Origin of the sequence: Marinobacter sp. 1_MG-2023, assembly GCF_030549045.1 — a bacterium.
Classification (GTDB): domain Bacteria; phylum Pseudomonadota; class Gammaproteobacteria; order Pseudomonadales; family Oleiphilaceae; genus Marinobacter.
The window spans coordinates 569,684-591,316 of the sequence record NZ_JAUOST010000002.1; the positions used below are offsets into that span (position 1 = coordinate 569,684).

Annotated in this window: 21 protein-coding genes; 2 read left to right on the forward strand and 19 right to left on the reverse strand. The window is 52.0% G+C overall.

Annotated features, from left to right (window positions below; genetic code table 11):
• Nucleotides 1-58 precede the first annotated feature (58 nt).
• Together Q4606_RS08635 and Q4606_RS08640 are read right to left on the reverse strand one after the other, a co-directional pair.
• On the reverse strand, nucleotides 59-1,240 hold the full coding sequence (locus Q4606_RS08635) for a cytochrome-c peroxidase (RefSeq protein ID WP_303607272.1): 1,182 nt from the start codon (nucleotides 1,238-1,240) through the stop codon (nucleotides 59-61).
• A gap of 72 nt (nucleotides 1,241-1,312) precedes the next feature.
• Nucleotides 1,313-4,450 (reverse strand): hypothetical protein, encoded by a 3,138-nt coding sequence (locus tag Q4606_RS08640; RefSeq protein ID WP_303607273.1) that lies wholly within the window; start codon nucleotides 4,448-4,450, stop codon nucleotides 1,313-1,315.
• Nucleotides 4,451-4,636: 186 nt separating this feature from the next.
• Between Q4606_RS08640 and Q4606_RS08645 the strand changes: the two genes are divergently transcribed.
• Both Q4606_RS08645 and Q4606_RS08650 read left to right on the forward strand, forming a co-directional pair.
• Entirely contained in the window at nucleotides 4,637-5,329 is a 693-nt protein-coding gene (locus Q4606_RS08645; RefSeq protein WP_303607274.1) for an aspartate/glutamate racemase family protein, read from the forward strand.
• A 306-nt stretch (nucleotides 5,330-5,635) separates the two neighbouring features.
• Nucleotides 5,636-6,151, forward strand: a complete 516-nt coding sequence (locus Q4606_RS08650; RefSeq protein WP_303607275.1) for a hypothetical protein — start codon at nucleotides 5,636-5,638, stop codon at nucleotides 6,149-6,151.
• Here Q4606_RS08650 and Q4606_RS08655 read toward each other — a convergent pair.
• The 17 genes from Q4606_RS08655 to Q4606_RS08735 all read right to left on the reverse strand — a co-directional run bounded on the left by Q4606_RS08655 (nucleotide 6,142) and on the right by Q4606_RS08735 (nucleotide 21,528).
• The gene (locus tag Q4606_RS08655; RefSeq protein ID WP_303607276.1) at nucleotides 6,142-7,155 is read right to left on the reverse strand and encodes an ion channel; all 1,014 of its coding nucleotides are present in this window, start codon (nucleotides 7,153-7,155) and stop codon (nucleotides 6,142-6,144) included. The genes Q4606_RS08650 and Q4606_RS08655 overlap by 10 nt on opposite strands.
• Before the next feature lie 3 nt (nucleotides 7,156-7,158).
• Nucleotides 7,159-7,749 carry a hypothetical protein gene (locus tag Q4606_RS08660; RefSeq protein ID WP_303607277.1) on the reverse strand — a complete coding sequence of 197 codons (591 nt, stop codon included), beginning with the start codon at nucleotides 7,747-7,749 and terminating at the stop codon, nucleotides 7,159-7,161.
• A 219-nt stretch (nucleotides 7,750-7,968) separates the two neighbouring features.
• On the reverse strand, nucleotides 7,969-8,922 hold the full coding sequence (thpD, locus tag Q4606_RS08665) for an ectoine hydroxylase (RefSeq protein ID WP_303607278.1): 954 nt from the start codon (nucleotides 8,920-8,922) through the stop codon (nucleotides 7,969-7,971).
• Nucleotides 8,923-8,973: 51 nt separating this feature from the next.
• Nucleotides 8,974-9,495: a hypothetical protein gene (locus tag Q4606_RS08670; RefSeq protein WP_303607279.1), complete on the reverse strand. Its 522-nt coding sequence runs from the start codon at nucleotides 9,493-9,495 to the stop codon at nucleotides 8,974-8,976.
• A 102-nt stretch (nucleotides 9,496-9,597) separates the two neighbouring features.
• Complete coding sequence (locus tag Q4606_RS08675; RefSeq protein ID WP_303593861.1) at nucleotides 9,598-9,789, reverse strand: CsbD family protein; 192 nt, start codon at nucleotides 9,787-9,789, stop codon at nucleotides 9,598-9,600.
• A 99-nt stretch (nucleotides 9,790-9,888) separates the two neighbouring features.
• Nucleotides 9,889-10,059, reverse strand: coding sequence for a DUF1328 domain-containing protein (locus Q4606_RS08680; protein ID WP_303593863.1), 171 nt, complete (start codon nucleotides 10,057-10,059; stop codon nucleotides 9,889-9,891).
• Between the two features lie 394 nt (nucleotides 10,060-10,453).
• Nucleotides 10,454-11,449, reverse strand: coding sequence for a branched-chain amino acid ABC transporter permease (locus Q4606_RS08685; RefSeq protein WP_303607280.1), 996 nt, complete (start codon nucleotides 11,447-11,449; stop codon nucleotides 10,454-10,456).
• 2 nt (nucleotides 11,450-11,451) lie between these two features.
• Nucleotides 11,452-12,339: a branched-chain amino acid ABC transporter permease gene (locus Q4606_RS08690; RefSeq protein ID WP_303593867.1), complete on the reverse strand. Its 888-nt coding sequence runs from the start codon at nucleotides 12,337-12,339 to the stop codon at nucleotides 11,452-11,454.
• A gap of 115 nt (nucleotides 12,340-12,454) precedes the next feature.
• Nucleotides 12,455-13,669 carry an ABC transporter substrate-binding protein gene (locus tag Q4606_RS08695; RefSeq protein ID WP_303607281.1) on the reverse strand — a complete coding sequence of 405 codons (1,215 nt, stop codon included), beginning with the start codon at nucleotides 13,667-13,669 and terminating at the stop codon, nucleotides 12,455-12,457.
• A 78-nt stretch (nucleotides 13,670-13,747) separates the two neighbouring features.
• On the reverse strand, nucleotides 13,748-14,470 hold the full coding sequence (locus tag Q4606_RS08700; protein WP_303593869.1) for an ABC transporter ATP-binding protein: 723 nt from the start codon (nucleotides 14,468-14,470) through the stop codon (nucleotides 13,748-13,750).
• Nucleotides 14,467-15,261 (reverse strand): ABC transporter ATP-binding protein, encoded by a 795-nt coding sequence (locus tag Q4606_RS08705; RefSeq protein WP_303593870.1) that lies wholly within the window; start codon nucleotides 15,259-15,261, stop codon nucleotides 14,467-14,469. Before Q4606_RS08705 ends, Q4606_RS08700 begins: the two co-directional genes overlap by 4 nt.
• A gap of 77 nt (nucleotides 15,262-15,338) precedes the next feature.
• Nucleotides 15,339-15,764, reverse strand: a complete 426-nt coding sequence (locus Q4606_RS08710) for a PaaI family thioesterase (protein ID WP_303593871.1) — start codon at nucleotides 15,762-15,764, stop codon at nucleotides 15,339-15,341.
• Nucleotides 15,761-17,410 (reverse strand): AMP-binding protein, encoded by a 1,650-nt coding sequence (locus Q4606_RS08715; protein ID WP_303607282.1) that lies wholly within the window; start codon nucleotides 17,408-17,410, stop codon nucleotides 15,761-15,763. The genes Q4606_RS08710 and Q4606_RS08715 overlap by 4 nt, the downstream gene beginning before the upstream one ends.
• Before the next feature lie 93 nt (nucleotides 17,411-17,503).
• Nucleotides 17,504-18,547 (reverse strand): proline racemase family protein, encoded by a 1,044-nt coding sequence (locus tag Q4606_RS08720; RefSeq protein ID WP_303593875.1) that lies wholly within the window; start codon nucleotides 18,545-18,547, stop codon nucleotides 17,504-17,506.
• Complete coding sequence (locus tag Q4606_RS08725; protein ID WP_303593877.1) at nucleotides 18,544-19,689, reverse strand: zinc-binding dehydrogenase; 1,146 nt, start codon at nucleotides 19,687-19,689, stop codon at nucleotides 18,544-18,546. Before Q4606_RS08725 ends, Q4606_RS08720 begins: the two co-directional genes overlap by 4 nt.
• A gap of 116 nt (nucleotides 19,690-19,805) precedes the next feature.
• Nucleotides 19,806-20,918 (reverse strand): AI-2E family transporter, encoded by a 1,113-nt coding sequence (locus Q4606_RS08730; protein ID WP_303607283.1) that lies wholly within the window; start codon nucleotides 20,916-20,918, stop codon nucleotides 19,806-19,808.
• Nucleotides 20,919-21,084: 166 nt separating this feature from the next.
• The gene (locus Q4606_RS08735; RefSeq protein ID WP_303607284.1) at nucleotides 21,085-21,528 is read right to left on the reverse strand and encodes a DUF4124 domain-containing protein; all 444 of its coding nucleotides are present in this window, start codon (nucleotides 21,526-21,528) and stop codon (nucleotides 21,085-21,087) included.
• Nucleotides 21,529-21,633 lie beyond the last annotated feature (105 nt).

The window sequence follows — 21,633 nt, forward strand, 5'->3', positions numbered from 1 at the left end:
GGCGGTAATTATCCCTACACAAAATTAATAATGCAAATCATTATTATTTGTATTTAATTTATCTCTTATAGCTAAGACTGAACCCATTCCGGGTGTCAGATGACAGGCTGTGCAAGAAGCTCTCAAGCTGATTCAGCTCTTCGTCTGTCAAATTTAGAGGCTTAAGCAGCTCCGAGGTGGATGGAAATAGCGGGTCATCGCGATATTTTTCACCGCGCTTGAAGTGGTAACCGCCTGCGTTATAGGTTGATAAAACATTATGCAACGCAGAAAAAGTACCCCAATGAAAATAAGGTCCGGTGCTACTGACATCCCGTAACGATGGCGTTTTAAAGCGCCCCACGTCTTCCGGATTACCGGTTACCTCGTAACGCCCCAGGTCCTCGCGTTTACCGCCATATCCGGTTAATCCTACATTGTGATATTTACCATCACTGAGAAGCGGACCTTGATGACAGTTCATACAGCGAGCTTTGGTTCGGAACAGGTGTAATCCATGGACAGCGCTGTCGCTCAGCGCAGTGGGCTTACCCGCTAAAAACCGGTCAAATGGGCTTTGGCGTGACCGCAGCGTGCCAACCCAGTCAGAGATTGACTCAGTAACCTGGTCAAAATTAAGTGATTGATCACCATAAATTTCAGCGAACAGCGCCGGATATTCAGGATGCGCAGCTAACCGGGCTACGACTTGTTCCGGATCAGCAGCCATTTCAATTGGGCTGGTCATCGAGATCGCAGCCTGCTCCGCCAAGGTTGCAGCTCGCCCATCCCAAAAAAAATCTTGCTTCAAGCCAACGTTCAGCAAACCGGGAGTATTGCGCGTCCCCCTCTGATGGTTATGACCAATAGCGACACGCAGGCCATCGCTGTATTTTTGCTCACGCCTGTGGCAGGAGGAACAGGAGATCTGACCCGAGCCAGACAGAAGAGGTTCGAAGAAAAGACGTTTCCCGAGTGCCTGGCGCTGTTTTTCAATCCCCTCGGCAGGTGGCGCTTTGGGCACAAGCCCCAGTTGAATGTGCTCTTCTACATCCAGGGTTGGAGCAGGCCAGTTCGCAACAGGCTGCTGATAGCATTGGCGTAAAGCATCTATGGAAGATTCACAGCTTTCCGATTCAGCAGCACCGGCGTATGAAAATGCGCTGCCCCCACCCAGAACACCCGCAACCATGGCAATGCCGACCTGCCTACAACCTTGTTTCCACAGCTGAACAATGATTTGACCTTCATGATCAGGCAAAGCTAGCGTCTCCAGACCTTATACAGAGAAGGAGGCCGGCAAAGCCGCCGGCCTCATCATTAACAGCCCGCATCAAGCAGCATCGTATGGTGAGATATCCGTTGTATCGAGAATGACGTCACCATCAATATCCGGATCCATCGTAACCCCCAGATCCGCCCGCTCTTCAGACGTTGACTGAGGATTGAAAAAGTCCGGAAGCCCATCCTGATCAAAGTCGAAACGAATCACCGTCGTACCCGGGAAATCGTCGTAATCAACCAGTTCTTCTGCAACGAGTTTCAGACGGCTATTTATATCCGGAGCAGTCTCGGCTTTCTGAGCAAGTGCAGCAGACTGATCAAAGGCTCTGGCCCGGGCCAACTGACTTACCACTTCGCTATAGAGATCTTCCCTGGTTTCCGGTGAATTAAGCTGATCAATATATGACTGAATGCCCTCACCTGACGTAAGTTCGGCAATGGCGCTGGCTCGAAGAGCCTCCACACGCTGAGTCAACGCCGCATTTTCACCACGAAGGTTTTCACGAATAATGTCCGCAACGTCCGCATGATATTTGCTGACGTTTACCCAGCTCTCGACTGCATCAACAAGCTCTTCATCTGTGGTTGACGCATTTACCAGATCTTTGGCCTGACCCCAGGCGCTGGTCAGATTCTGTTCAGCTTTCTCAGATGCCCCTGCCGACGCAAAAAATTCTCCGGCCACCAGGGTTTTTGCCAAACGGTCAGCGGGCGTCTGCAGAATCGGGATCAGGTCGTTGTAGCTCTGCACCAGCTCCAGGGTTTCATCAACCAGACCTACCCGCTGGTACTTGGGTATCAGGACCGCACGAACAATAAATTGGTCATCCGTAGACTGCTGGTTATCCCTGCCCGTGACCTCGTTCTTACAAAGCCTCATTTTCTCCTGCGCCAGTTCCTCAGTTTCCCACTGCTGATAACGCAGTGACATTTCCGCACAGCCATTCGCAGTAAATGTAGTAGGCGATGTTTGATCGTAGAACTCGTCAGATATGGACAAACCATACGCAAAGTCCAACACCTGCCTTGCCTTGTCATTCTCTCCACGAGCGTAAAGTGTGCCAGCGAGATAGTTGCGATCAATAATGTCGTCGTAAGTCAGTGCCTGCAGCTGATCCTCTATATCGGTCGTGCTTGCAACAATCACATTGATGGCACCTTCCAGGTCGCCCTCCTCGACCTTGGCCAACGCATCGTATAGAGACAGCGCTGCCAGTGCGGAGCTTGCATACTGCTCGCTTTCTGGTAGAACCTTTTGCTCAACCAACTGACGGAATTCGTCGGCACGTTCCAGATAGCCAAAGCTGTACGCAAAACGTTCAGAAATACGAGATGACCATGACACATCGCAAGCGTTATCAAAGCTTTGGCTGAAGGCTCCCAGCGCTTCACTAACTGCCGCAGTGTCGTTTAAACGAACGCCGAAATCCGCAACATCAGCCAGCAGGCTATTTCTGACAGAGTTGCAGTTGCGCGTCGTTCCATTGGAACCCAGCCCGTAGACCGCTTCGCGAAAAGCACGATTTGCAGTTACAACGCGATCAGACTCGGCTTCGAACAGCTCTTCAATGTTGCGCTTCATGGCGTAAACCAGGCGCGCATAAGCCGTGGAATAAGTTCCCTGCTGAGCGGTCAGGTATGTAGATATCCGGTCAAACGACGCGCTCGATTCAGTTTCATTGCCCGCAGCAAGAAAATCATCGCTGAGTTGCTGAAAATAAGCTGCGTCATCACCATCCAACTCCAGCGGGCCAGCAGGATCGCTTTTGGCTTCAAGATAACTCAGATAGGTGTCCCTGGATTTTTTGAGGTAATCAACGGAAGCACTACTGTCGCCCCGATCCAGCAACGCCAGCCCGATAGAGCGGTAGCTCAAAGCACGCTCAACCGCACCAAAAACAGAAGCTGAAACCGTCAATTCCGCCTCGTCAATCAAGCCGGCCGAAGCCTGCCCCGCCGCCACGGCGCCATATATCGGATCCAGCAATGCATCATCGTAAACTCCCTCAAAAACCTGAAGAGCACGAAAATACGGAGATACATCGGAACGGAAGAAATAGTCAACGCGTGTAGCATTATCATTACCCAGCTCTTCACCGGAAGCCAGGGGCTGAGTAACGTCTACATAATTACGATCCGCCAGCTGAAGTAGCACGCCATCGGCACCAAGGTCAGTAGGCAAAACTACATCCCCTGCAGCCAAATCAGTAACAACGACGTTGTTATCGAGCAGAACAAAGCGAACCATATTCAGTAAGGCAGAACTGTCTGTGGGAACACCTCGCTTTCCAATGGCGCCCCAAATTGCATCGGCTACGCCATCCGCATTACTGGCAAGCTGTTCACTTTCTGACAGCCCCAGATTGGAAATAAAATACTGCTCGACACCTTCACGAAGGTTGACGCGGTTGAATGCCTCAACGGTGTCTTTCGGAGTTGCTTCCGGATCTGTTACCAGTGAATTCAAGGCTGCAACTCGTTTAGCCAGTGATTGCAACGCCAGATCCGCGGAACCCGAGGTTAACTCACTGGCCTCCAATCTCTCAGCAGCAGCGATGAAATTCGCACCGCCGGTTGTATCTGTGCCTGCCGCCGCAAGAGCATCGGCAATAAGGTCGTTGGCATCATCAGTTCCTCGCAACGCAACCATCAACTCTGACAACAGCATGCTTGCGCGCTGAGCTTTCACCGATGCAGCTGGATCGCCTTTAATCTCAGCCTCAGACAACCCCAGAATTTGCGCTAGTTCCTGCTCATCCTTGCTGCCAAGCAAAGTTGTCAGTGGTGACACCACCAGGGAATCACCAGCAGTGTCTATCGGTGCGGTCAAAACCAGCCCGGTGAACTCCAGCCCGGTTAAGCTGTCTTTGCCGCCGGTAGCCAAAACACCTGTGACCTCTTCAGCCTGTTCAGCACCAAGTTCCAGTTGAAACTCACCATTAGTACCTGTTTGAGCCAGTCGACTCAGTACATCGCCTTCACTGTTAATCAGCCGTACCGAGGACCCAACAATGGCTGGATCGGTAACAACCCCACTAAACACCACGTTTTCGGGGCCCGAATCAGTCGATGATGAATCGCCTCCGGAACTGCCTCCACAGCCTGCAATGGCAAGGCTCCCAGCCAATACCAAAACTGCTTTCGGAGCTCCAAAGAGCTGCAACCAATCCATAGTGCGTTGGATCATGAACGAACCTCCAGATGAAAACCAAGACCAAATGTTAATGATAATTATACTCATTTACATTTTTGTAACAAGAAGTTTCATCTGCGAGGTAGATGCTTGTACGATGACCAATATCTAAGACCCTGACGGTACTACAGAGGACTGGGCGCCGAAATCCATGCAGATCTGTTGAGCAACTGAAGCCTTATGAAAACCATCGGATTAATCGGAGGCATGAGTTGGGAATCCACCCAGACTTACTACCGCCTCATCAACCAGAAAGTTCGGGAACAACTCGGCGGGCTCCACTCTGCAAAGATTATTCTCTACAGCGTGGATTTTGCAGAAATCGAGAGTCTTCAGCATAGGGGAGACTGGGACGGCACTGCGAAGATACTGATATCCGCAGCGCAATCCGTTGAAGCCGGTGGCGCCGACCTTCTCCTGATTTGCACAAACACCATGCATAAGGTTGCCCCGGAAATTGAGCAAGCTTGCGCGGTACCGCTACTTCACATTGCAGATGCCACAGCCAATGCGCTGTTAAAAGACGGTATAACATCGGTGGGGTTGCTTGGCACACGATTTACCATGGAACAAACCTTCTACCGTGAGCGGCTCGAGCGACAGGGCATCAGCGTCATCATTCCGGATGACAGCGAACGAAATGCTGTACACCGGATCATCTACGAAGAGCTGTGCCAGGGCGTCATCAACCCTGACTCAAAAGCTATTTATCTTGATGTTGTAGATTCACTGGCCACGCGAGGCGCTCAAGCCGTTATTCTGGGATGCACTGAGATCGGCTTGCTGATCCAGGCTTCCGATACGCGGGTGGCGCTGTATGACACAACCGAGATCCACGCGGTTCAAGCCGCCTTGCGGTCCCTCAGTGACTGAATCCACTTATAAAAACAGGAACCAGAAGCGTTCCCATAACTGTTGCTGCAACCATCCCGCTCAACACGGTTGAGCCCAGGCTGACACGGCTGTCTGCCCTTAGGTTAGACAATACCAAGGTTAATGCCCATCAATTCAGAAACATCATTCTATTGAATGATTTATCATGCTCCCCTGTTCAGGACAGCCAGTACCGCCAAAACTTTGCTATATTTTATCGCAAGACAATAACGCGTCCTCTTTTAAAGTTGTGCGCGAACTCGGTGAACCTTTTAAAGAGTGAGCGTGAAAACGATGAGTTATAAAATGCTGAAGTGTACCCCCCTGCTGATAGGCCTTTCCCTTTCAGGTTGCGCAGTTCAGGAAAAACTTACACTTGGGGTGGAGGACCCTTGTGCCTCACTGCAAAACATCGTCGCGGACTACAACTCGGGATTTTCCAGCTATCGAGGCAAAGCGAGCACTTTCCAGTCGATTACGGTTTTCCGGGCCAAAGAGCAGATAATCAGTGGTCATTGCGAGATCTGGGAATGGGCCAATGAGGACAGCGCCTACATGTGCTCAAGCACAGCGCCAAATGAAGATGTAGCCAAAGCGATGTATGACAAGTCCATCGACTCTGTTGCCCGTTGCATTGGCAACACCTGGACACAAGAGGCTGAGGCCGAGCGCATTCGTGATGGCGAAGCCGCAGGCGTAGCAACGCGCTTCTCAGCGCAGGAAGCGGGTAAACCAGGCATTGCTGTCCATCGGGTGGACTACCGAAGAGATAACTCGGTCTATATCTATATCGGACCAACCAGCCGGCGGGATCACTTCTGAGCTGCGTGAATCATTTCCCAACTCCAACCATTTTCTTCAACCAGAGCTTTGAGGAGCTTGCGCCGCTCACTCACGGCAATCGTGCTGTGCTCTCGAGTAAGGCGCCGTGCAATACTCGTCGAGTTTCCTCCCTCACCGCCAGGAGGCTCCTCCCTGGCGGGCTTGATAAAAACACGGGAGAGCGTGGTGAGAAACTCAGTGATTGCTCTGGTGCAATTAGGCACAAGAACATACAACTCCGGCTGACGCTCAAATGCTTCATCAGGTAAATCACGCAGAACTTCATCCAGCACAGCTATTTGCAAGGCCAATGATGATGCGGAAGCGGGACTGTGGAAATAATGGAGAACTGGATACGCCAGGTGGTTTTGGGCAACGAGTAAAATTTGCGCGGGTACGGATTCAAGATAACTTGTGAGAGATGAGTAGCTTCGATCGTTTTCTATATGCCTGCGCACCGATTCCACACTGTCACCCCAGATTGCAAACTGCAGCGAAAGTGCTCGCTTGGCCGCAGTCGCCTGGATCACCGGGATTGCATAGGTGATAGATGATGTGACCAGGACAAGACCATTAAATGCGGTCGCAACTGATACCAAGCGCCACAGAGTGCTACTTGGAATGAAGTCCCCGGTGCCCAGAGTAGTCAGCGCAAAACCAACATAGTATACCGTCTCATAACTCTGCGCAGGCAGTCGCGTTGTGGAGCTAACGATTGCCCCCTCGCTACCCAAATACACCAACGACCAACCTAACCAGCTGAGACCAAACCAGAGTAAAATCAGAGAGAGGGTAATACAGGGGCCTGCAGCTACACTCCAGCCTGGCGACCGAAAAAGCTGACTTCCCGCTTTGAAAAACCGGTGAACTCCGTGAGAAAAAAATCTCGACAGAGTACCCGTTGAGGAAGCTGTCATTGCGGTAGCAATGAAATCCAGCCACACGCCGGCAACAATTAAAATACCTGCCACTGTAAAAGCGACTGTCTCAAAACCAGTCGCCATCGCCTACCTCCCTGCCCGGCTCGCCTGTTCGGCGGCAGATCGATTATCAACACCTTGCTCCCGGTCAGCGCGCTGAAACGAGGAAGAGGACGAAAAATCTGTCGCGTTCAGCGTTTCAACGGATTTACGCAGCTGTCGGCGTTGCCACATAGATGCCAACTGCTTTGTATCCCAGGACGTTGGTACAAGGCCAAAATGACTTTCGCTCGCCTTGAAATCAAAACTGCGCTCTGCCCCAATCGGCATATTTTCGGGTCCATAAATTCCTATCAGTCGCAGTGTAAGACGGTGAAACTCAAGATTGCCTTCGGGCGCGTCAGTCTCCATCTGGATACCCTCACTTCGGGCCAGGCGCTGGATCAATTCACAAAAAGTACCGATATGTATAAAGCCTCCGGGCTCAATCGGCCCTTGCCTGGTATTTTCCTTTACGCTCATTGATAAAGGCTTGTCTGACGACCCGGTACGCTTCTGATCATCTTCGTCGCCTTCGTTGTAATCCTGCTCGAAATCGGTCACATCCATGGTGATAACGCCTTCCGAAGTTTCGAGTTTCGCAATTATGTATTCGATAAACACGGACTCTGCGCTCATATTACTTATGAGGCAGAGTGCATTGATGTCTTTATTACGACCTCTATTTATAATCAGGCGAGGGCTACGCTGTCTCCGAAAGCCCAGGTACAGAAGTTGGGCATAAACTACCCATATAATTACCGATCCCAGGCTCGCGCACACAGAAAGTACCTGATGGTGCTTTGCTATCCACTCATACACGCATACGTCCCCTTCGCATAATCTTGTTAGCAGACCTTATTTCTTGAGCAGTGGCACGCCCTGGTGAGAAAGTTCGGGGAAATCATCATGCATCGACAAAGGCGCGCAATTTTTCCGAACCCCCAGATGTTCAGGACGTTCACGCTTCGCCGCGTACGGCTCACCTAACTTATTATCAACACTGTTATAAACGAAGAACAGATTTGAACGAGGCCAGGGTGACATATTCTTGTTAGACGCATGCAAGGTATTACACTCAAACAACAGCAAGGATCCAGCCGGACCTTTAGGTGCCTCAATACCACCACGCTCCGCCAGTCTCGCTAAACTATCACGGTCAGGAACGCCCACTTGCTGGGCTTTGAGGGAGTCTCGCCAGTTAAGGTCGGGGGTTTCACCCACGCAAGGTACAAAATAATGGTGCGAGCCAGGGATCAACATCAATGGTCCGTTAAACTCGTTGTTGTCGGTGAGCATCAAGGAGGCACTCACTGCCCTCATGCGCGGCATTCCATCTTCCGCATGCCAGGTTTCGAAATCCGAGTGCCAATCGAAACCACTACCCTCAAAGCCGAACTTGTCGTTAATGCGAGACTGATGGATATAAACCTCGCTACCCAGGAGTTGGCGCACCATTCCCAGTATCCGGGGGTCTCGGGTTAAACGACTGAAGTTATCGGATAGTTCGTGCATACCAAAAACGGATCGTAGCTCTCCGCTCTTCGGATCGCTAATGACCTTATCCGACTCCTTAAGTTTTTCGTCTTTTGCCATTTCCACAAGCTCATCAAAAAACGGCATCATCCGTTCTTGACTGAAAAAGCCTTTAAACCACAAAAACCCGTCTCTCTCGTAACGCGAAAGAGACACTTCATCAAGAGGGCCTTCCCAGCGATGCTGATTTCGCGAGTGGACAACGGGATCCGATCTCAGGAACGGATCTTTCTGGTGTTTTAACCGGGAAGGGAATGAATCCTTTCTCTTAACCATATCGACACCTCACTCAAATTCTGACAGAACCAACTTCCACTTTAATGGGCCCTACAGGGTTTGTACGCTATTACCCATCGCTGTCTTCGCCAGCTTCTGCTGTTCAATGCTGTCGCAGTGGGCCACTACCGTCCAGCGACCGTCATCTTTGGCCATACGCGCCTTTTCGATCACAATGTCATGATCAGGTCGCAGAGATACCGCGCCTGCGATGAGAAGGGCCAGCACAGAGAACAAAAAGCCTAAAGCGATAAATGTCAGCACAGGGCTGGACCGGGTCAGTTCCGGGCCAAGGGTTACCATCAGGGCGGCAACAACCAGTCCGATCACAAGGCCAACCAACCCGAATCGCACATGTGCTTGAACCAGAGAACGGGCTATACCCTGTGTCTCAGGCTCCACTTTACGCTCCATGCCAGGATCATTTGGCTGGATGACCTGGACCTGCTCACGGGAAACGCCCAGACTTTCGAGCGACTCCAGACAACGCTCCGCAGCATCCTGACTATCAAATTCCTCGCTGATTTTGTGGGAATACTCTTCTCCCAGAACCGATCTATCGTGTTCAGACATCTTGTCATCCCCCGTAAGATTAGGACGCTGAGCAAACCTTCGATGGCCCCTGTTACCGATTGCGCATGACGCGCAATCGGTAACAGGGCATAGCGACGATAACTACTTAGTGAGCCTGTCCCACTCTTTCTCAGCTTCGTCCCTTTTCATGCCGTACTTTTCCTGAATTTTGCCAACAAAGTGCTCTCTCTTACCCGCGATCTCGTCGACATCGTCATCTGTCAACTTACCCCAGTTTTCGCGCACTTTTCCTTTAAGCTGTTTCCAGTTTCCTTCCATAATATCGTCATTCATGATTTTCTCCTCTTGGCTCAAAACAGCATAATGATGTCGCTGTAGTGATTTAAAGTTGGCATTACATTGGCATTACAATATACGCTGTTTAACCGGCGCTTATGGCCCACGCCCTTTCATTGCATTCATAACGAGAGAAACAACAAGCAATACAACGAAAATGAAAAACAGAACTTTAGCGATGCCTGCTGCCGTACCTGCGATACCGCCAAAGCCCAGTACGCCTGCAATGATAGCGACAACCAGACAAACCAATGCCCAATACAACATGATTTTTCCTCCCTTTTAAATGACTCCTAAACAATCCATTACTTCGCGTTTTGGAGCCAAAACATTTAACAGCTCGGATTTTATAAAATCACCATAAGGCTAATAAAAACTCTTATGCTGTTCCGAAACGCTCGCCTACAAACTGGCATATAACTTTATATAGCACAACAAATGAGCCACTCACCCAAGCTTAAAAAACCAACCAAAAATATATAAATTTCTGATTCACCTGAATTTTACTTATTGATTATCATTTATTAAGACTCCGGTAATGCAAAAATACGCTAAAAGAAATTTGGGCACGGATGGCGGTTATCGTTCTACTTAGTAAAGCGGACAAATAAAAAGGGCCACTATTAAAGTGGCCCTTTTACGGTGTACGGAGCTATATTCACTACCCCAAATTTTTCCTCACGAACTTCTGAATTTCACCCACGATACCGCTGCGGAACGCCAGCACGGTGATGACAAAGACACCACCAAGGATCGGGTCGACCCAGTCTCTGAGTGGGCCTTGAGCAAGTTGATACTCAACGTTAACCACAAACATTGCACCTATAACAGGCCCCAACAAAGTGCCCATCCCGCCCACAAGCGTCATCAGAATAACTTCACCGGACATGTGCCAATGCGCATCATTCAGAGAGGCCAACTGGAATACCACAGACTTCATGGAGCCCGCCAGGCCGGCCAGTGCTGCCGAGATCACAAATGCAAGTATCTTGTAACGATCCACTTTGTAGCCCAGGGATACGGCACGCGGCTCGTTCTGTTTAATGGCTTTGAGCACCTGACCATAGGGGCTGCCGACGATCCGTTGAACCAACAAGTAGCAACCGAGAAAGACAGCCAGCACGAAGTAATACATGTTCAGGTTGTCTTCAAGATTGATAAACCCGAGCAGCTCCCCTCTGGGTACGCCGTGCATACCATCCTCACCACCGGTAAACGGCGACTGTACAAAGAAGAAGAACACCAACTGGGCCAATGCCAGAGTTACCATGGCAAAGTATATGCCCTGGCGACGAATGGAGAGGAGAGCAAAAGCCAACCCGAGCACAGTTGCCACCAGCGTACCGGCAATAATCCCCATCTCTGTAGTGAGGCCACTATAGTTGCTGAGCAGATAGCCCGTTGTGTATCCGCCCGTCGCGAGAAACGCCGCATGGCCAAAAGACAGAAGCCCGGTGAACCCGAACAACAGGTTGAAGGCGACGGCAAACAGCGCGAAGCACAGGATTTTCATCAGGAACACAGGGTAAATCACAAACGGTGCAAGCAGCAGCAACACCAACAGGAACCCGTTCAGCATCAGTTTTCTGCGGTCCTCAGCTTTTTGCTGTTTGAGGATAGATTGATGAATCTGGGAGTGGATATCGGTCTGGCTCATGATTATGCCTCCTTGCCGAACAGGCCATTGGGCCGGATCATCAGCACAACTACCATGACCAGAAAGATCACAGCAGACGACGCAGGCGGGTAGAAGGTTTTGGTTAGCCCCTCTACTACACCCATGAGAATGCCGGTAATAATGGCGCCACCAATGGAGCCCATACCGCCGATAACCACCACAGCGAACACCACAATCAGAATGTGCGAGCCCATTACGGGGGTTACCGAGTAGATAGGTGCAGCGAGCACACCCGCAAACGCAGCGAGCATAACGCCAAACCCGTATGTAAGGCTGACCAGCAAAGGCACATTTATACCAAAGCCCTGCATAAGCTGGGAGTCTTCAGTACCTGCACGCAGGTAGGCACCCAACTTGGTTTTCTCAATCATGAACCAGGTGCCAAAGCACACAATAAGGGCGGCCACGATTACCCAGGCGCGGTAGTAAGGCATGAACATAAACCCGAGGTTTATACCGCCTTTGAACACATCAGGCATCGCATAGCGAAGGCCGGATACACCATAAATATTGGTGAGAATGCCTTGCATGATCAACGCGACACCGAACGTCAGGAGCAGGCTGTAAATATGATCCTGCCCGGCGATGCGACGGAGAAGAAAGTATTCGAGAAGTACCCCGGCTATGCCAACCAGAACAGGCGCCAGGAAAAGAGCCACCCAGTAGTTCACCCCCAGGGTGTCGAACATGATGACCGTGGCCATGGCGCCGAGCATGTACATGGCACCATGGGCAAAGTTGATAATTTTGAGAAGGCCGAAAATAACAGCCAGCCCGAGACTCAAGAGCGCGTAAAAAGCACCGTTGATTATCCCGATCAGAAGCTGGCCAGACAGCACCGCCATGGGCACGCCGAAAATCATGGACATGTTGCTAACTCCAGAAGCAGCACAGACATTGAATCAATTTTTATTTTTGCGTAATGCTTTGAGCCGTGTTTTGCGCTCCCCGGCAAACGCCAGGGAGCTCACACTTGCTTACGCGTTACTTGCTGCTAACCAGCGCGCATTTGCTATCCGAAAGCGGGCGAAACGCCTCATCACCTGGAATGGTGCGGATAATTTTGTACAGATCCCATTCGTTGCTGGACTCTTCCGGAGTTTTGACTTGTGCCAGGTACATGTCATGAACCATACGGCCATCTTCACGGATGCGGCCATTTTTGGCGAACATGTCGTTAATTGGCGTATCCATCATCTGTTTGCGTACAGTCTGCGAATCATCGGAGCCTGTTGCCGCAATAGCGTTCAAGTAATGGATCGTACTGGAGTAGATGCCCGCATGAACCATAGTCGGTCTTACGCCGGTTTCATCCCAAAAGCGGTCGGACCAGGCCCGGGCTTCTTCATCCTTATCCCAGTACCAGCCGGTGGTCAGCTGAATACCCTGAGCGGTTTCAGCACCCAGTGCGTGAACGTCAGTCAGAAACAGCAGCAGCGCGGCCAGAGTCTGGCCCGACTGGGTTAAACCGAATTCTGCAGCAGTGGTAATGGCATTGGTGGTATCAGCTCCGGCGTTTGCCAGGGCGATAACATCGGCACCAGAGGCCTGCGCCTGCAGGATGAATGAGGAGAAATCCGGAGTCGGGAACGGGTGGCGAATGCTACCGATTATTTCCCCGCCATTGGATTCGACCATACGGGTAACGTCTGCTTCCAGGGAGTGCCCGAATGCGTAGTCGGCTGTCAGGATATACCAGCTTTTGCCGCCTTCCTTAACGATCGCGGTAGGCGTACCGACTGACAATGGATAGGTATCATAAGCGTAATGGATATGATTCGGGGTGCAGTGTTCGTTGGTAATACTGGATGCGGCAGAGCCGTTAACCAGACCAAGCTTGTTGTTCTCTTCAATAACTTTGGTCGCGGCGATGGTTACAGAAGATGCAACGAGGCCCGCCACCATATCGACGTTATCGTTCTCCACCCAACGACGCACTGTACTGGAGGCTACGTCCGGACTGTTACGATCGTCCGCGGTAACAATTTCAATCTTGGCACCTTTAACCGTGCCACCGAAATCGGCGACGGCCATTTCCAGTGCCTTCAGGCCATTCGGACCGGCCAGGTCACGATAGGTACCGGACATATCGGCCAGGTAGCCAATCTTTACCGTATCATTGGTGATGTCCGCCTGGGCACCGCCTACCATCAGGGCTGAAGCGACAGCTGAGGTCAGAAGCTTTTTCATAATTGTCATTATTATTTCTCCGCTACTGTTTTGCGTTGGTTCGGTTTTTGTTGCTCTTTTTTTACTTTCACATACATCTATCCGAGTTCAGACACCCAAATAGCCATCCAGCACCGACTGTTTTGCTTCCAACTCGCCGGCACTGACTTCCTCTACAATCCGGCCATGCTCAACCACGTAATGACGGTCGGCCAATGGCGCTGCAAAGTGGAAGTTTTGCTCTACCAGAATGATGGTAAGACCCTTGTTTTTCAGATCTACCAAGACCTCGCCCAGCTTCTCTACAATAACGGGAGCCAGACCTTCGGTGATTTCGTCCAGTAAAAGCATGTTGGCGCCCGTACGCAGGATGCGCGCAAGAGCCAACATTTGTTGTTCCCCACCTGATAACTTGGTGCCCTGGCTGAAGCGGCGCTCATAGAGATTGGGGAACATTGTGTAAATTTCTTCCAGGCTCATGCCACCACTGCGCACAACCGGCGGCAAGGTAAGGTTTTCATGCACGCTGAGGGAGGCGAAAATTCCCCGGTGCTCGGGGCAATACCCGACGCCCAACCTGGCAATATTGTGGGGGGCACAGGACATGGTCTCCTCGCCGTTTATCATGATTGAGCCAGTGCGTCGGCCCACCATATTCATGATCGCTTTAAGAGTGGTGCTTCTGCCCGCACCATTGCGGCCGAGCAGCGTAACCAGTTCGCCCCGTTTAACGACCAAATCAATACCATGCAAAATGTGGGATTCACCATAAAATGCGTGAAGCCCCGAGATGCGCAGCTGATCGTACTCCCTCGTCGCGTCCTGGCTCATTGGGTGGCCTCCTCTGCTGCTACCGCTCCCCGTTCACCACTGGCGCCGGTCCCCATGTAGACCTCACGAACCCTGGGATCAGCAGAAACTGCCTCATAATCACCCTCGGTGAGCACGGAGCCTTGAGCCAGTACGGTTATCCGATCGCACAGCTTGGAAACAACACTCAGGTTGTGCTCGACCATCAGAACCGTTCGCCCCTTAGCCGCCTTACGAACCAGCTCCACAACTCGGTCAACGTCTTCCGTCCCCATGCCTTGGGTCGGCTCATCGAGTAGCAGTATTTCCGGCTCCATGGCCAGAGTAGTTGCCAGCTCGAGGGCACGTTTTCGGCCATAGGCCAGTTCAACCGTCATGGTGTTTGCAAATTCAGTGAGGCCAACGGACTCCAGAAGCTCCATGGCATGCTCGTTCAGTCGATTCAGCGAAGCACCTGACTTCCAGAAGCTGAAAGAGCTTCCTTCGAAGCTTTGCAGCGCAACACGGATATTTTCCAGGGCTGTCATATGGGGAAAAACAGCAGAGATCTGAAACGAGCGAACCATACCTTTGCGGGCAATGGCAGCAGACTTCATGGGCGTAATATCTTCGCCTTTAAAGAGAATCTGTCCACGTGTCGGGATCAGGAACTTGGTGAGCAGGTTGAACACGGTCGTCTTACCAGCACCATTGGGGCCGATAAGAGCATGTATGTGGCCTTTCTGAATCTTCAGATTCACGTCGTCGACCGCAACAAAACCCTTGAACTCTTTAACAAGGTTTCGGGTCTCCAGTACGAACTGGTCACTCATGAGCCAATCTACCTTTTGTTATTGTTGTACATTTGTACTTGTCTACAGATTAGATTGACGTTTACGTAGACGTCAATCTAATTCTCATGTTTTTTTGGCGGTATGGAGTAAGTCATCGTTGAGTGGGCAACCGGCTCTTCCCCGCCTTCCGAGTAAACAAAAACCTCACCCACTCCCATGGTGCGCCCCACCTTAAGCATGGTTGCCCTGGCCCAGATCGGGGTATGGGCGGCGGGCTTGCGCAAAAAGTTGATATTGAGATTGGTGGTCACTGCCAGAGGCACCAGGCCAATCCTGCTCAGTAGCGCTGCATAGAGGGTTACATCCGCCAGTCCCATCATCACCGGGCCGGACACCGTCCCGCCCGGCCTGAGGTGCCCGTCGTCGACATCCAGGCTCATCTCGGCCCAGCCGTCGCCAAGCTTCCTCAGGGTGCCGTAGGCGGCTCCCTGGGGAAACTGCTCCTGAAGAAACCGGTCCAGCTCTTCAAAAGTGATTTTCATGAACCCGGCTCTTCCTGAGCACGGTTGCGCAACACGAAACGCTGAATCTTGCCGCTGGGCGTCTTTGGAAGCTCGTCCACGAATTCAATTTCCCGAGGGAAGGCATGCGTCGAAAGCCTGCGGCGAACCAGCTCCTGTAGCTCATCCCGCAGAGCCTGATCATCAGCCGGCTGCTGATCGCCTTTGATCACCACGTAGGCCTTGATGATCGAGCCACGCTTTTCATCAGGCTTGGCAACGACCCCGGATTCAGCAACCGCTGCGTGCTCCAGCAGAGTGCTTTCCACATCGGCAGGACCCACCCTGTAACCGGCCGTGGTAATAATATCGTCGTCGCGACCACTGAAGGAGAAACTGCCATCACCGTGGCAGATCGCCATATCGCCGGTGAGGTAGTAGCCTTTTACGAACGGGTCTTTTTCACCCCAGGTGTAGCCATCGAAGTGAAACAGGGGAGATGCCTTTACATCCACCGCAATCTGCCCAACCTCACCTTCACCCACTTCTTCGTTTTTTTCATTCAGGGCAACGACTCTGTGACCTGGCGATGAATAGCCCATTGCACCCTGGCGCATGGGGTGGGCAAGCTCATGGAAGTTACAGCAGGTCATACCGGTTTCTGTCTGTCCATAGTGATCCATGACCGGGCAGAAATGACGGTTTTTGATCCAGCTGACCACTTCCGGGTTCAGCGGTTCACCCGCACTACTGGCAACACGAAGCCCGAGGTTCTCGCCCTCAGGGAGAACGTGATCATTGGCCTTAAGAAGGCGATAGGCCGTAGGTGCCGCTGCAAGATTGGTGATCTTGTATTTGCGGATCATGTCGTAGGTGGACTCGGGCGTGAACGCTCCCGGATTGAAGTGGGTAGCGTGCCCCATCAGAAGCGGCCCGACTACTGCGTAATACAAACCGTAGGCCCAACCCGGATCTGCGACGTTCCAGAAGGTATCGTCATCACGCAGGCCAACGGCGTACTTCATGTATACATAGAAGGCCATCAGAGCTCGGGCTGGCACGGCCACGCCTTTCGACTTGCCAACGGTGCCCGAGGTAAACATTTGCAGGAATGGATCTGTGCCCTTGACCATAACCGGCTCAAAATCAGCGCTCTGCTCGGCAAGAGTGCTATGGAAGTCCGGAACCTCAGCACCCACTTCCCCGGCATCAACACAGAGAACTGGCGGACAATCCTTTACATCGTCGAGTTTCGGGTAGTTTGTCGGATCTGTCACGACCAGCTTTGTGCCAGCGCGTTCTAACCGATACTCGATAGCGCCGGACCCGAAGGCTGTAAACAGCGGCTGGTAAACGCCGCCTACACGCAAGGTGCCGGCAATAACAATAAGCAGCTCTGGCCCCCGGGGCAGCAGGCCGGCAACCCGGTCGCCTTTGCCAATGCCCTGGGAAGCCAGATAGTTCGCAAACCGGGCAGACTGCTCTTTCAGCTCAGCAAAGGTGAGCACACCATCGCCACCGCCATCTTTTTCGTAGAAGAGCGCCACTTTCCCGGGGTCAGTCGCCCACTTGTCGCAAATTTCATGACAAACGTTCAACCCGTTCTCCAGACTTCCGTCCAGAATGTCCGCCTCAAGTGCGGCGGCATCGAAGTTTTTATAAACGTCAGCGTATTCCGGAAGACTCATGATCAACTCCTGCTATTTTTATCATTGAATGCATGGATGAAGATTTATCATAGCCTTCACTTTACGTAAAGGTAAACTTTAGGCGAACGAGTGTCAGGATGATGATCTATTGGTGAGAATATGATGAAGACCATCACAGTCTACGAGCGAGTCGTCGCAGTTCACCACAATATCCGACCGCGCAATAACATAGCTCTTTCCGGTTATATTGTTTTTCACGACCTGATAACGGCCTTCCTGCTCGATTGCCGAGAACTCACCAATAAAGCCGGTCTCCCTGAGCGACACCGTCTCCAACTTGTCTCCCGGCTTTATAAGCCCTTCATAATTCATGAGCGCCAGCCTCGCAGAAGTACCCGTACCGGTCGTGCTCCGACAAATCACGCCCGGGTGCACGTAGGTCGCTGAACGGGACCGGTAGTAGCCATCAGCCACCTGTTCAACCGGCCCCATGAAGTGCAGGAATGGCAGAGGGCCGACATCCCCAAGGGTATAATGGGAAAAGCCCCGCTCAGCCTGAATCGCCTCAACAATGGCGTGGGCAGCTCTTGCGAGATCGCGTTCCTCGTCCAGGGTGAGATCAAATCCAAGCGGTTGTGCATCCACCAGTGCGTAAAACCCACCACTGTAGGCCACGCTGTATGTAACCGTGCCTAGTGAAGGGACATTGATTGTCGCTCGATGGGTCTCTATATAGCTTGGAAGACCTTCGCAGGTGATCGCCTCAACCACTCCGTTTTCAACCAGGGCGTCGATGTGGACCAGGCCTGCCGGAGATTCAAGGATGAAGCTTTGTCTCCCCTCCTTTTTAGGCACAATGCCAGTTTCAAGCACTGCCGTCGCAGTACATATGGTGTTAGAGCCGGAATAGATCGGGTACCCCATCACTTCCATAATGATGTACCCCGCCGCCGCACGGGGGTCGGATGGCGGAACCAGCAAGTCCACAGACATCTCGGGAATGCCGTAGGGCTCTTCAAGCAACAGCTTTCTCAAACCGTCTGCATCGTCACGCAGATACTCCATTTGCGCTCGCACCGTGTCGCCAGGCAAGGGGTCAATGCCTCCGGTCACTATGCGACTGACATCCCCTCCAGCGTGGGTATCGATAAGTTGAATTGTCAGTTCTTGAGTCATGAGTTGCTCTCCAGAGACCAGGGTTTTCCGTGCTCTTCCCACTGAGAATCGGGAACAATCACAATCTTGCCCAGATAATTGCTACCACGATTCATGAAATAGCGCTCCGCCTGATGCAGCTCCGAAAGCCGGAAAGCACCGTGAAGCACCGGCCTGAGTTGTCCGCCACGAATCCAGGCCACCAGTTGCTCTGCTTCCTCCCGGGTGCCATGGGATACGCCAAAGATCTGCACCTGATACAGGTAAATCCGTGTCCAGAGGATTTCACTGATGTTTCCACCACTGGCGCCGGCAATGCTCAGGCGTGGATATGTTTCACGGGCATTCATGTCAAAGATCATGGTATCGATGAATCGGTCGGTCATATCACCGCCGACCAGATCCATTACAGCGTCAAAGGGCTTGCCGCCAGTTTCCGCTTTTACGCGCTCAACAAAGCTGTCCATATCTGAACGATCGAGCACTGCCTCAGCTCCCAACTCCCTGAGAGCCGCCGCTTTGTCCGCTTTACTCAGGGCGTAAGGTATGGCCCCCATAACCCGGCAGAGCTGGATCAGAGCTGTGCCTACACCGCCACTTGCGCCGGTAACGAGGACACGCTCTCCAGCTGTGACGTTGGCAGATGTAAGCATGTGCATGGCCGTTTGATAGGAACACATTCCCATTGCTGCCAGCTCGGAATCCGCCAGATCCTCATTTAGCACGGCATGAAACTGGTCGGATGGAACGGCGATGTATTCCGCGTATCCACCGTCCGCGCCATGGCCGTAATAATCAGGGGTCAGGTTTATGTCCCGCCGGTCAGTGGCATAAATGTTGAAGTCCAGCAGACCCCGCTCACCAACTCGGTTGCTATCAACATCGGAGCCCACAGCAACAATGCGTCCGGCTATATCAGCGCCCTGAATGCGAGGAAAAGTCAGAGTGGGTTTACCTCCCATCTGAAATGAAGTGGTTTCACCCTTTTTGGTGGGGTACAGGCCTTCTCTGGCCTTACGGTCTGTATTGTTTTTGGCAGTAGCGGTTACCTGAACCAGAACCTCACCCGCCGCCGGGGATGGCGTGGGCATATCTTTATATTCAAGTTTATCAATATCACCATGGCCGGTTAGAACCATGGCTTTCATCGACTTGGGGATCATGAGGAGACAACCCTCCCTATCTGCGAAATGTAAGGCATCCCGTCAGGATAGGTGACATCTTCCCCTGTGTCAGGGGGGGGGTGCAGGTATTTGTTCCCTATTGAAAACCGACCATTCTAGCGGGCAATCACTTTATAGATAGGTCGCAACCTGGGGATCTGTTTCAGAACGACCTGAATAACCGTCATCAATGGTACTGCCAACAAAACGCCTACCGGCCCCCATAACCAGCCCCAGAAAAAAATCGAAACGAAGATAATGATAGGGTTGATAGCCATGCGGAAGCCGTGAATCCAGGGCTCGATAAAGAAGCCCACCATTGTGGTCAGGGCAAGATAACCCACCGGTGCAACCGCCATCATCCACAAAGTATCCAGGCTTACTGCAGAGACAACCGCCAGCAACAGAATGGTGAGAATAACACCCAGGTAAGGAATAAAACGCGCCAAGCCAGCAACCAACCCCCAGACTGCAGGATCAGGCAAGCCCACCGCCCAGGCCATCAGGCCTGTAGCCACCCCGACGGCGGTATTGCTGATACCGAGAACAGCCAGATACTGGGCGATCTGATGCTGGGAATCCCGGCTGATGCGCATTACCCTTCTGCGCTGACTTCTCGGCAACTGCCGTACAAAATTCAGCATTAGCCTGTCACCACTGACCAGAAGGAAATAAGTCAGGGCCATGGCGAGAGCGAGGCCCGCCACTCCATCCCGGGCTTTGCTCATAAGCTGGGCTCGCCAGGACTCGGTCTGCAGAACTACGGTTGTTGGCTCCGCGTCAGGCTTTTTCCCATCTCCATCTGAGAGACCACTAACAGAGTCCTCCACCTTCTGGGCAGACTCCGTCACCTTGCTGATCTGCCGTTTCAGTTCGCTTTCGCCGACCAGCAAACGGGAAATACCTTCAGGAGCCTTCCCTGCCCACTCCAATGCGGGTGTGGCAACGGCCATAGTTACCCCTGCGATAGCTGCAAGTAACGACAACACCAGGATCAGTGAACTGATCACCCTGGGGATGTGTAGACCTGAGCACATTCGAGACACCAAGGGTGACAACAACAGGCTAGTGAGAAGCGCCAGCACCATGGGCAATATGATCTGATGCGCAAGGTACAAGGTGTAAAGCACACCCAGAATAAACAGCCCATAGATTGGCGTGGCGAGATCGGCCAGTGTTTTTCCGGGCTCGGGAGCGGGTTGTTTACCCGAATGCTGTTCGTCATCCATATAAAAACCATTACCTGTCGACATGCAGCGATTAAAGGCGCCGCATGCCTGAATTGGTGCCCCCCCGAAGGTTTCGGCTGGCAAGCGGACCAGTGTACCTTTGGTGAAGCTTTATCGCATTATAGAATGGCTTAGGTTGGGGTGAGGGCAACACACCGAAATTGACTCAATTCTTGCATTCATTCTGGACACGCGAGCGAAACTCGTTACGGATGCGCTCGTTTTCATCATCATTCACGAAAACGCGTTCCCCGTCCTTATTCAGCCGGTAAATTCCCGAAACACTTTTCAGATATTTCAGACGCGCCTCCAAGGATTCACAGTGAACTCTATGCTTGGCGGCTTTAGTGGCCTGACTGGCTTGCGCCTGTTCCCGGGCGTTGCGCTCTTTTTCAGCTTGTTGAAGAAACTCATTCACTCGCTGCTTTCGTTCACTGGCTACTGAATCAATGGAGGAAGGTGCTATGTCCAGGTGCACTTCGTCAGAAACCGCATTCACGGGTGGTCGATCACCAAAGTGAGTCTGGCCGTTTTCATCAACCCAGCGATAGGCGCCAGCTTGGGTGATTGGGGCTGCCATGATTAAAAAAGTGAATATGAGCCCTTTCATCAAATTTGTTCTCTTTATTCAAGTAATGTGTGCAAAGGAACCAGGAAGCGAAAACGCTTCATGCATTTATTATACGGAAACGGGCTGCATCGGCCACGGCGTATC

Bases quoted from the DNA above. Each gene is read 5' to 3' on its own strand.
- Q4606_RS08640 (WP_303607273.1), bottom strand. From the start codon at position 4,450: ATGATCCAACGCACTATGGATTGGTTGCAGCTCTTTGGAGCTCCGAAA.
- Q4606_RS08645 (WP_303607274.1), top strand. From the start codon at position 4,637: ATGAAAACCATCGGATTAATCGGAGGCATGAGTTGGGAATCCACCCAG.
- Q4606_RS08715 (WP_303607282.1), bottom strand. From the start codon at position 17,410: ATGAGTCTTCCGGAATACGCTGACGTTTATAAAAACTTCGATGCCGCC.
- Q4606_RS08650 (WP_303607275.1), top strand. From the start codon at position 5,636: ATGCTGAAGTGTACCCCCCTGCTGATAGGCCTTTCCCTTTCAGGTTGC.
- Q4606_RS08685 (WP_303607280.1), bottom strand. From the start codon at position 11,449: ATGAGCCAGACCGATATCCACTCCCAGATTCATCAATCTATCCTCAAA.
- Q4606_RS08690 (WP_303593867.1), bottom strand. From the start codon at position 12,339: ATGTCCATGATTTTCGGCGTGCCCATGGCGGTGCTGTCTGGCCAGCTT.
- Q4606_RS08695 (WP_303607281.1), bottom strand. From the start codon at position 13,669: ATGACAATTATGAAAAAGCTTCTGACCTCAGCTGTCGCTTCAGCCCTG.
- Q4606_RS08730 (WP_303607283.1), bottom strand. From the start codon at position 20,918: ATGGATGACGAACAGCATTCGGGTAAACAACCCGCTCCCGAGCCCGGA.
- Q4606_RS08735 (WP_303607284.1), bottom strand. From the start codon at position 21,528: ATGAAAGGGCTCATATTCACTTTTTTAATCATGGCAGCCCCAATCACC.
- Q4606_RS08705 (WP_303593870.1), bottom strand. From the start codon at position 15,261: ATGAGTGACCAGTTCGTACTGGAGACCCGAAACCTTGTTAAAGAGTTC.
- Q4606_RS08660 (WP_303607277.1), bottom strand. From the start codon at position 7,749: ATGAGCGCAGAGTCCGTGTTTATCGAATACATAATTGCGAAACTCGAA.
- thpD (WP_303607278.1), bottom strand. From the start codon at position 8,922: ATGGTTAAGAGAAAGGATTCATTCCCTTCCCGGTTAAAACACCAGAAA.
- Q4606_RS08720 (WP_303593875.1), bottom strand. From the start codon at position 18,547: ATGACTCAAGAACTGACAATTCAACTTATCGATACCCACGCTGGAGGG.
- Q4606_RS08670 (WP_303607279.1), bottom strand. From the start codon at position 9,495: ATGTCTGAACACGATAGATCGGTTCTGGGAGAAGAGTATTCCCACAAA.
- Q4606_RS08655 (WP_303607276.1), bottom strand. From the start codon at position 7,155: ATGGCGACTGGTTTTGAGACAGTCGCTTTTACAGTGGCAGGTATTTTA.
- Q4606_RS08675 (WP_303593861.1), bottom strand. From the start codon at position 9,789: ATGAATGACGATATTATGGAAGGAAACTGGAAACAGCTTAAAGGAAAA.
- Q4606_RS08725 (WP_303593877.1), bottom strand. From the start codon at position 19,689: ATGATCCCCAAGTCGATGAAAGCCATGGTTCTAACCGGCCATGGTGAT.
- Q4606_RS08700 (WP_303593869.1), bottom strand. From the start codon at position 14,470: ATGAGCCAGGACGCGACGAGGGAGTACGATCAGCTGCGCATCTCGGGG.
- Q4606_RS08680 (WP_303593863.1), bottom strand. From the start codon at position 10,059: ATGTTGTATTGGGCATTGGTTTGTCTGGTTGTCGCTATCATTGCAGGC.
- Q4606_RS08710 (WP_303593871.1), bottom strand. From the start codon at position 15,764: ATGAAAATCACTTTTGAAGAGCTGGACCGGTTTCTTCAGGAGCAGTTT.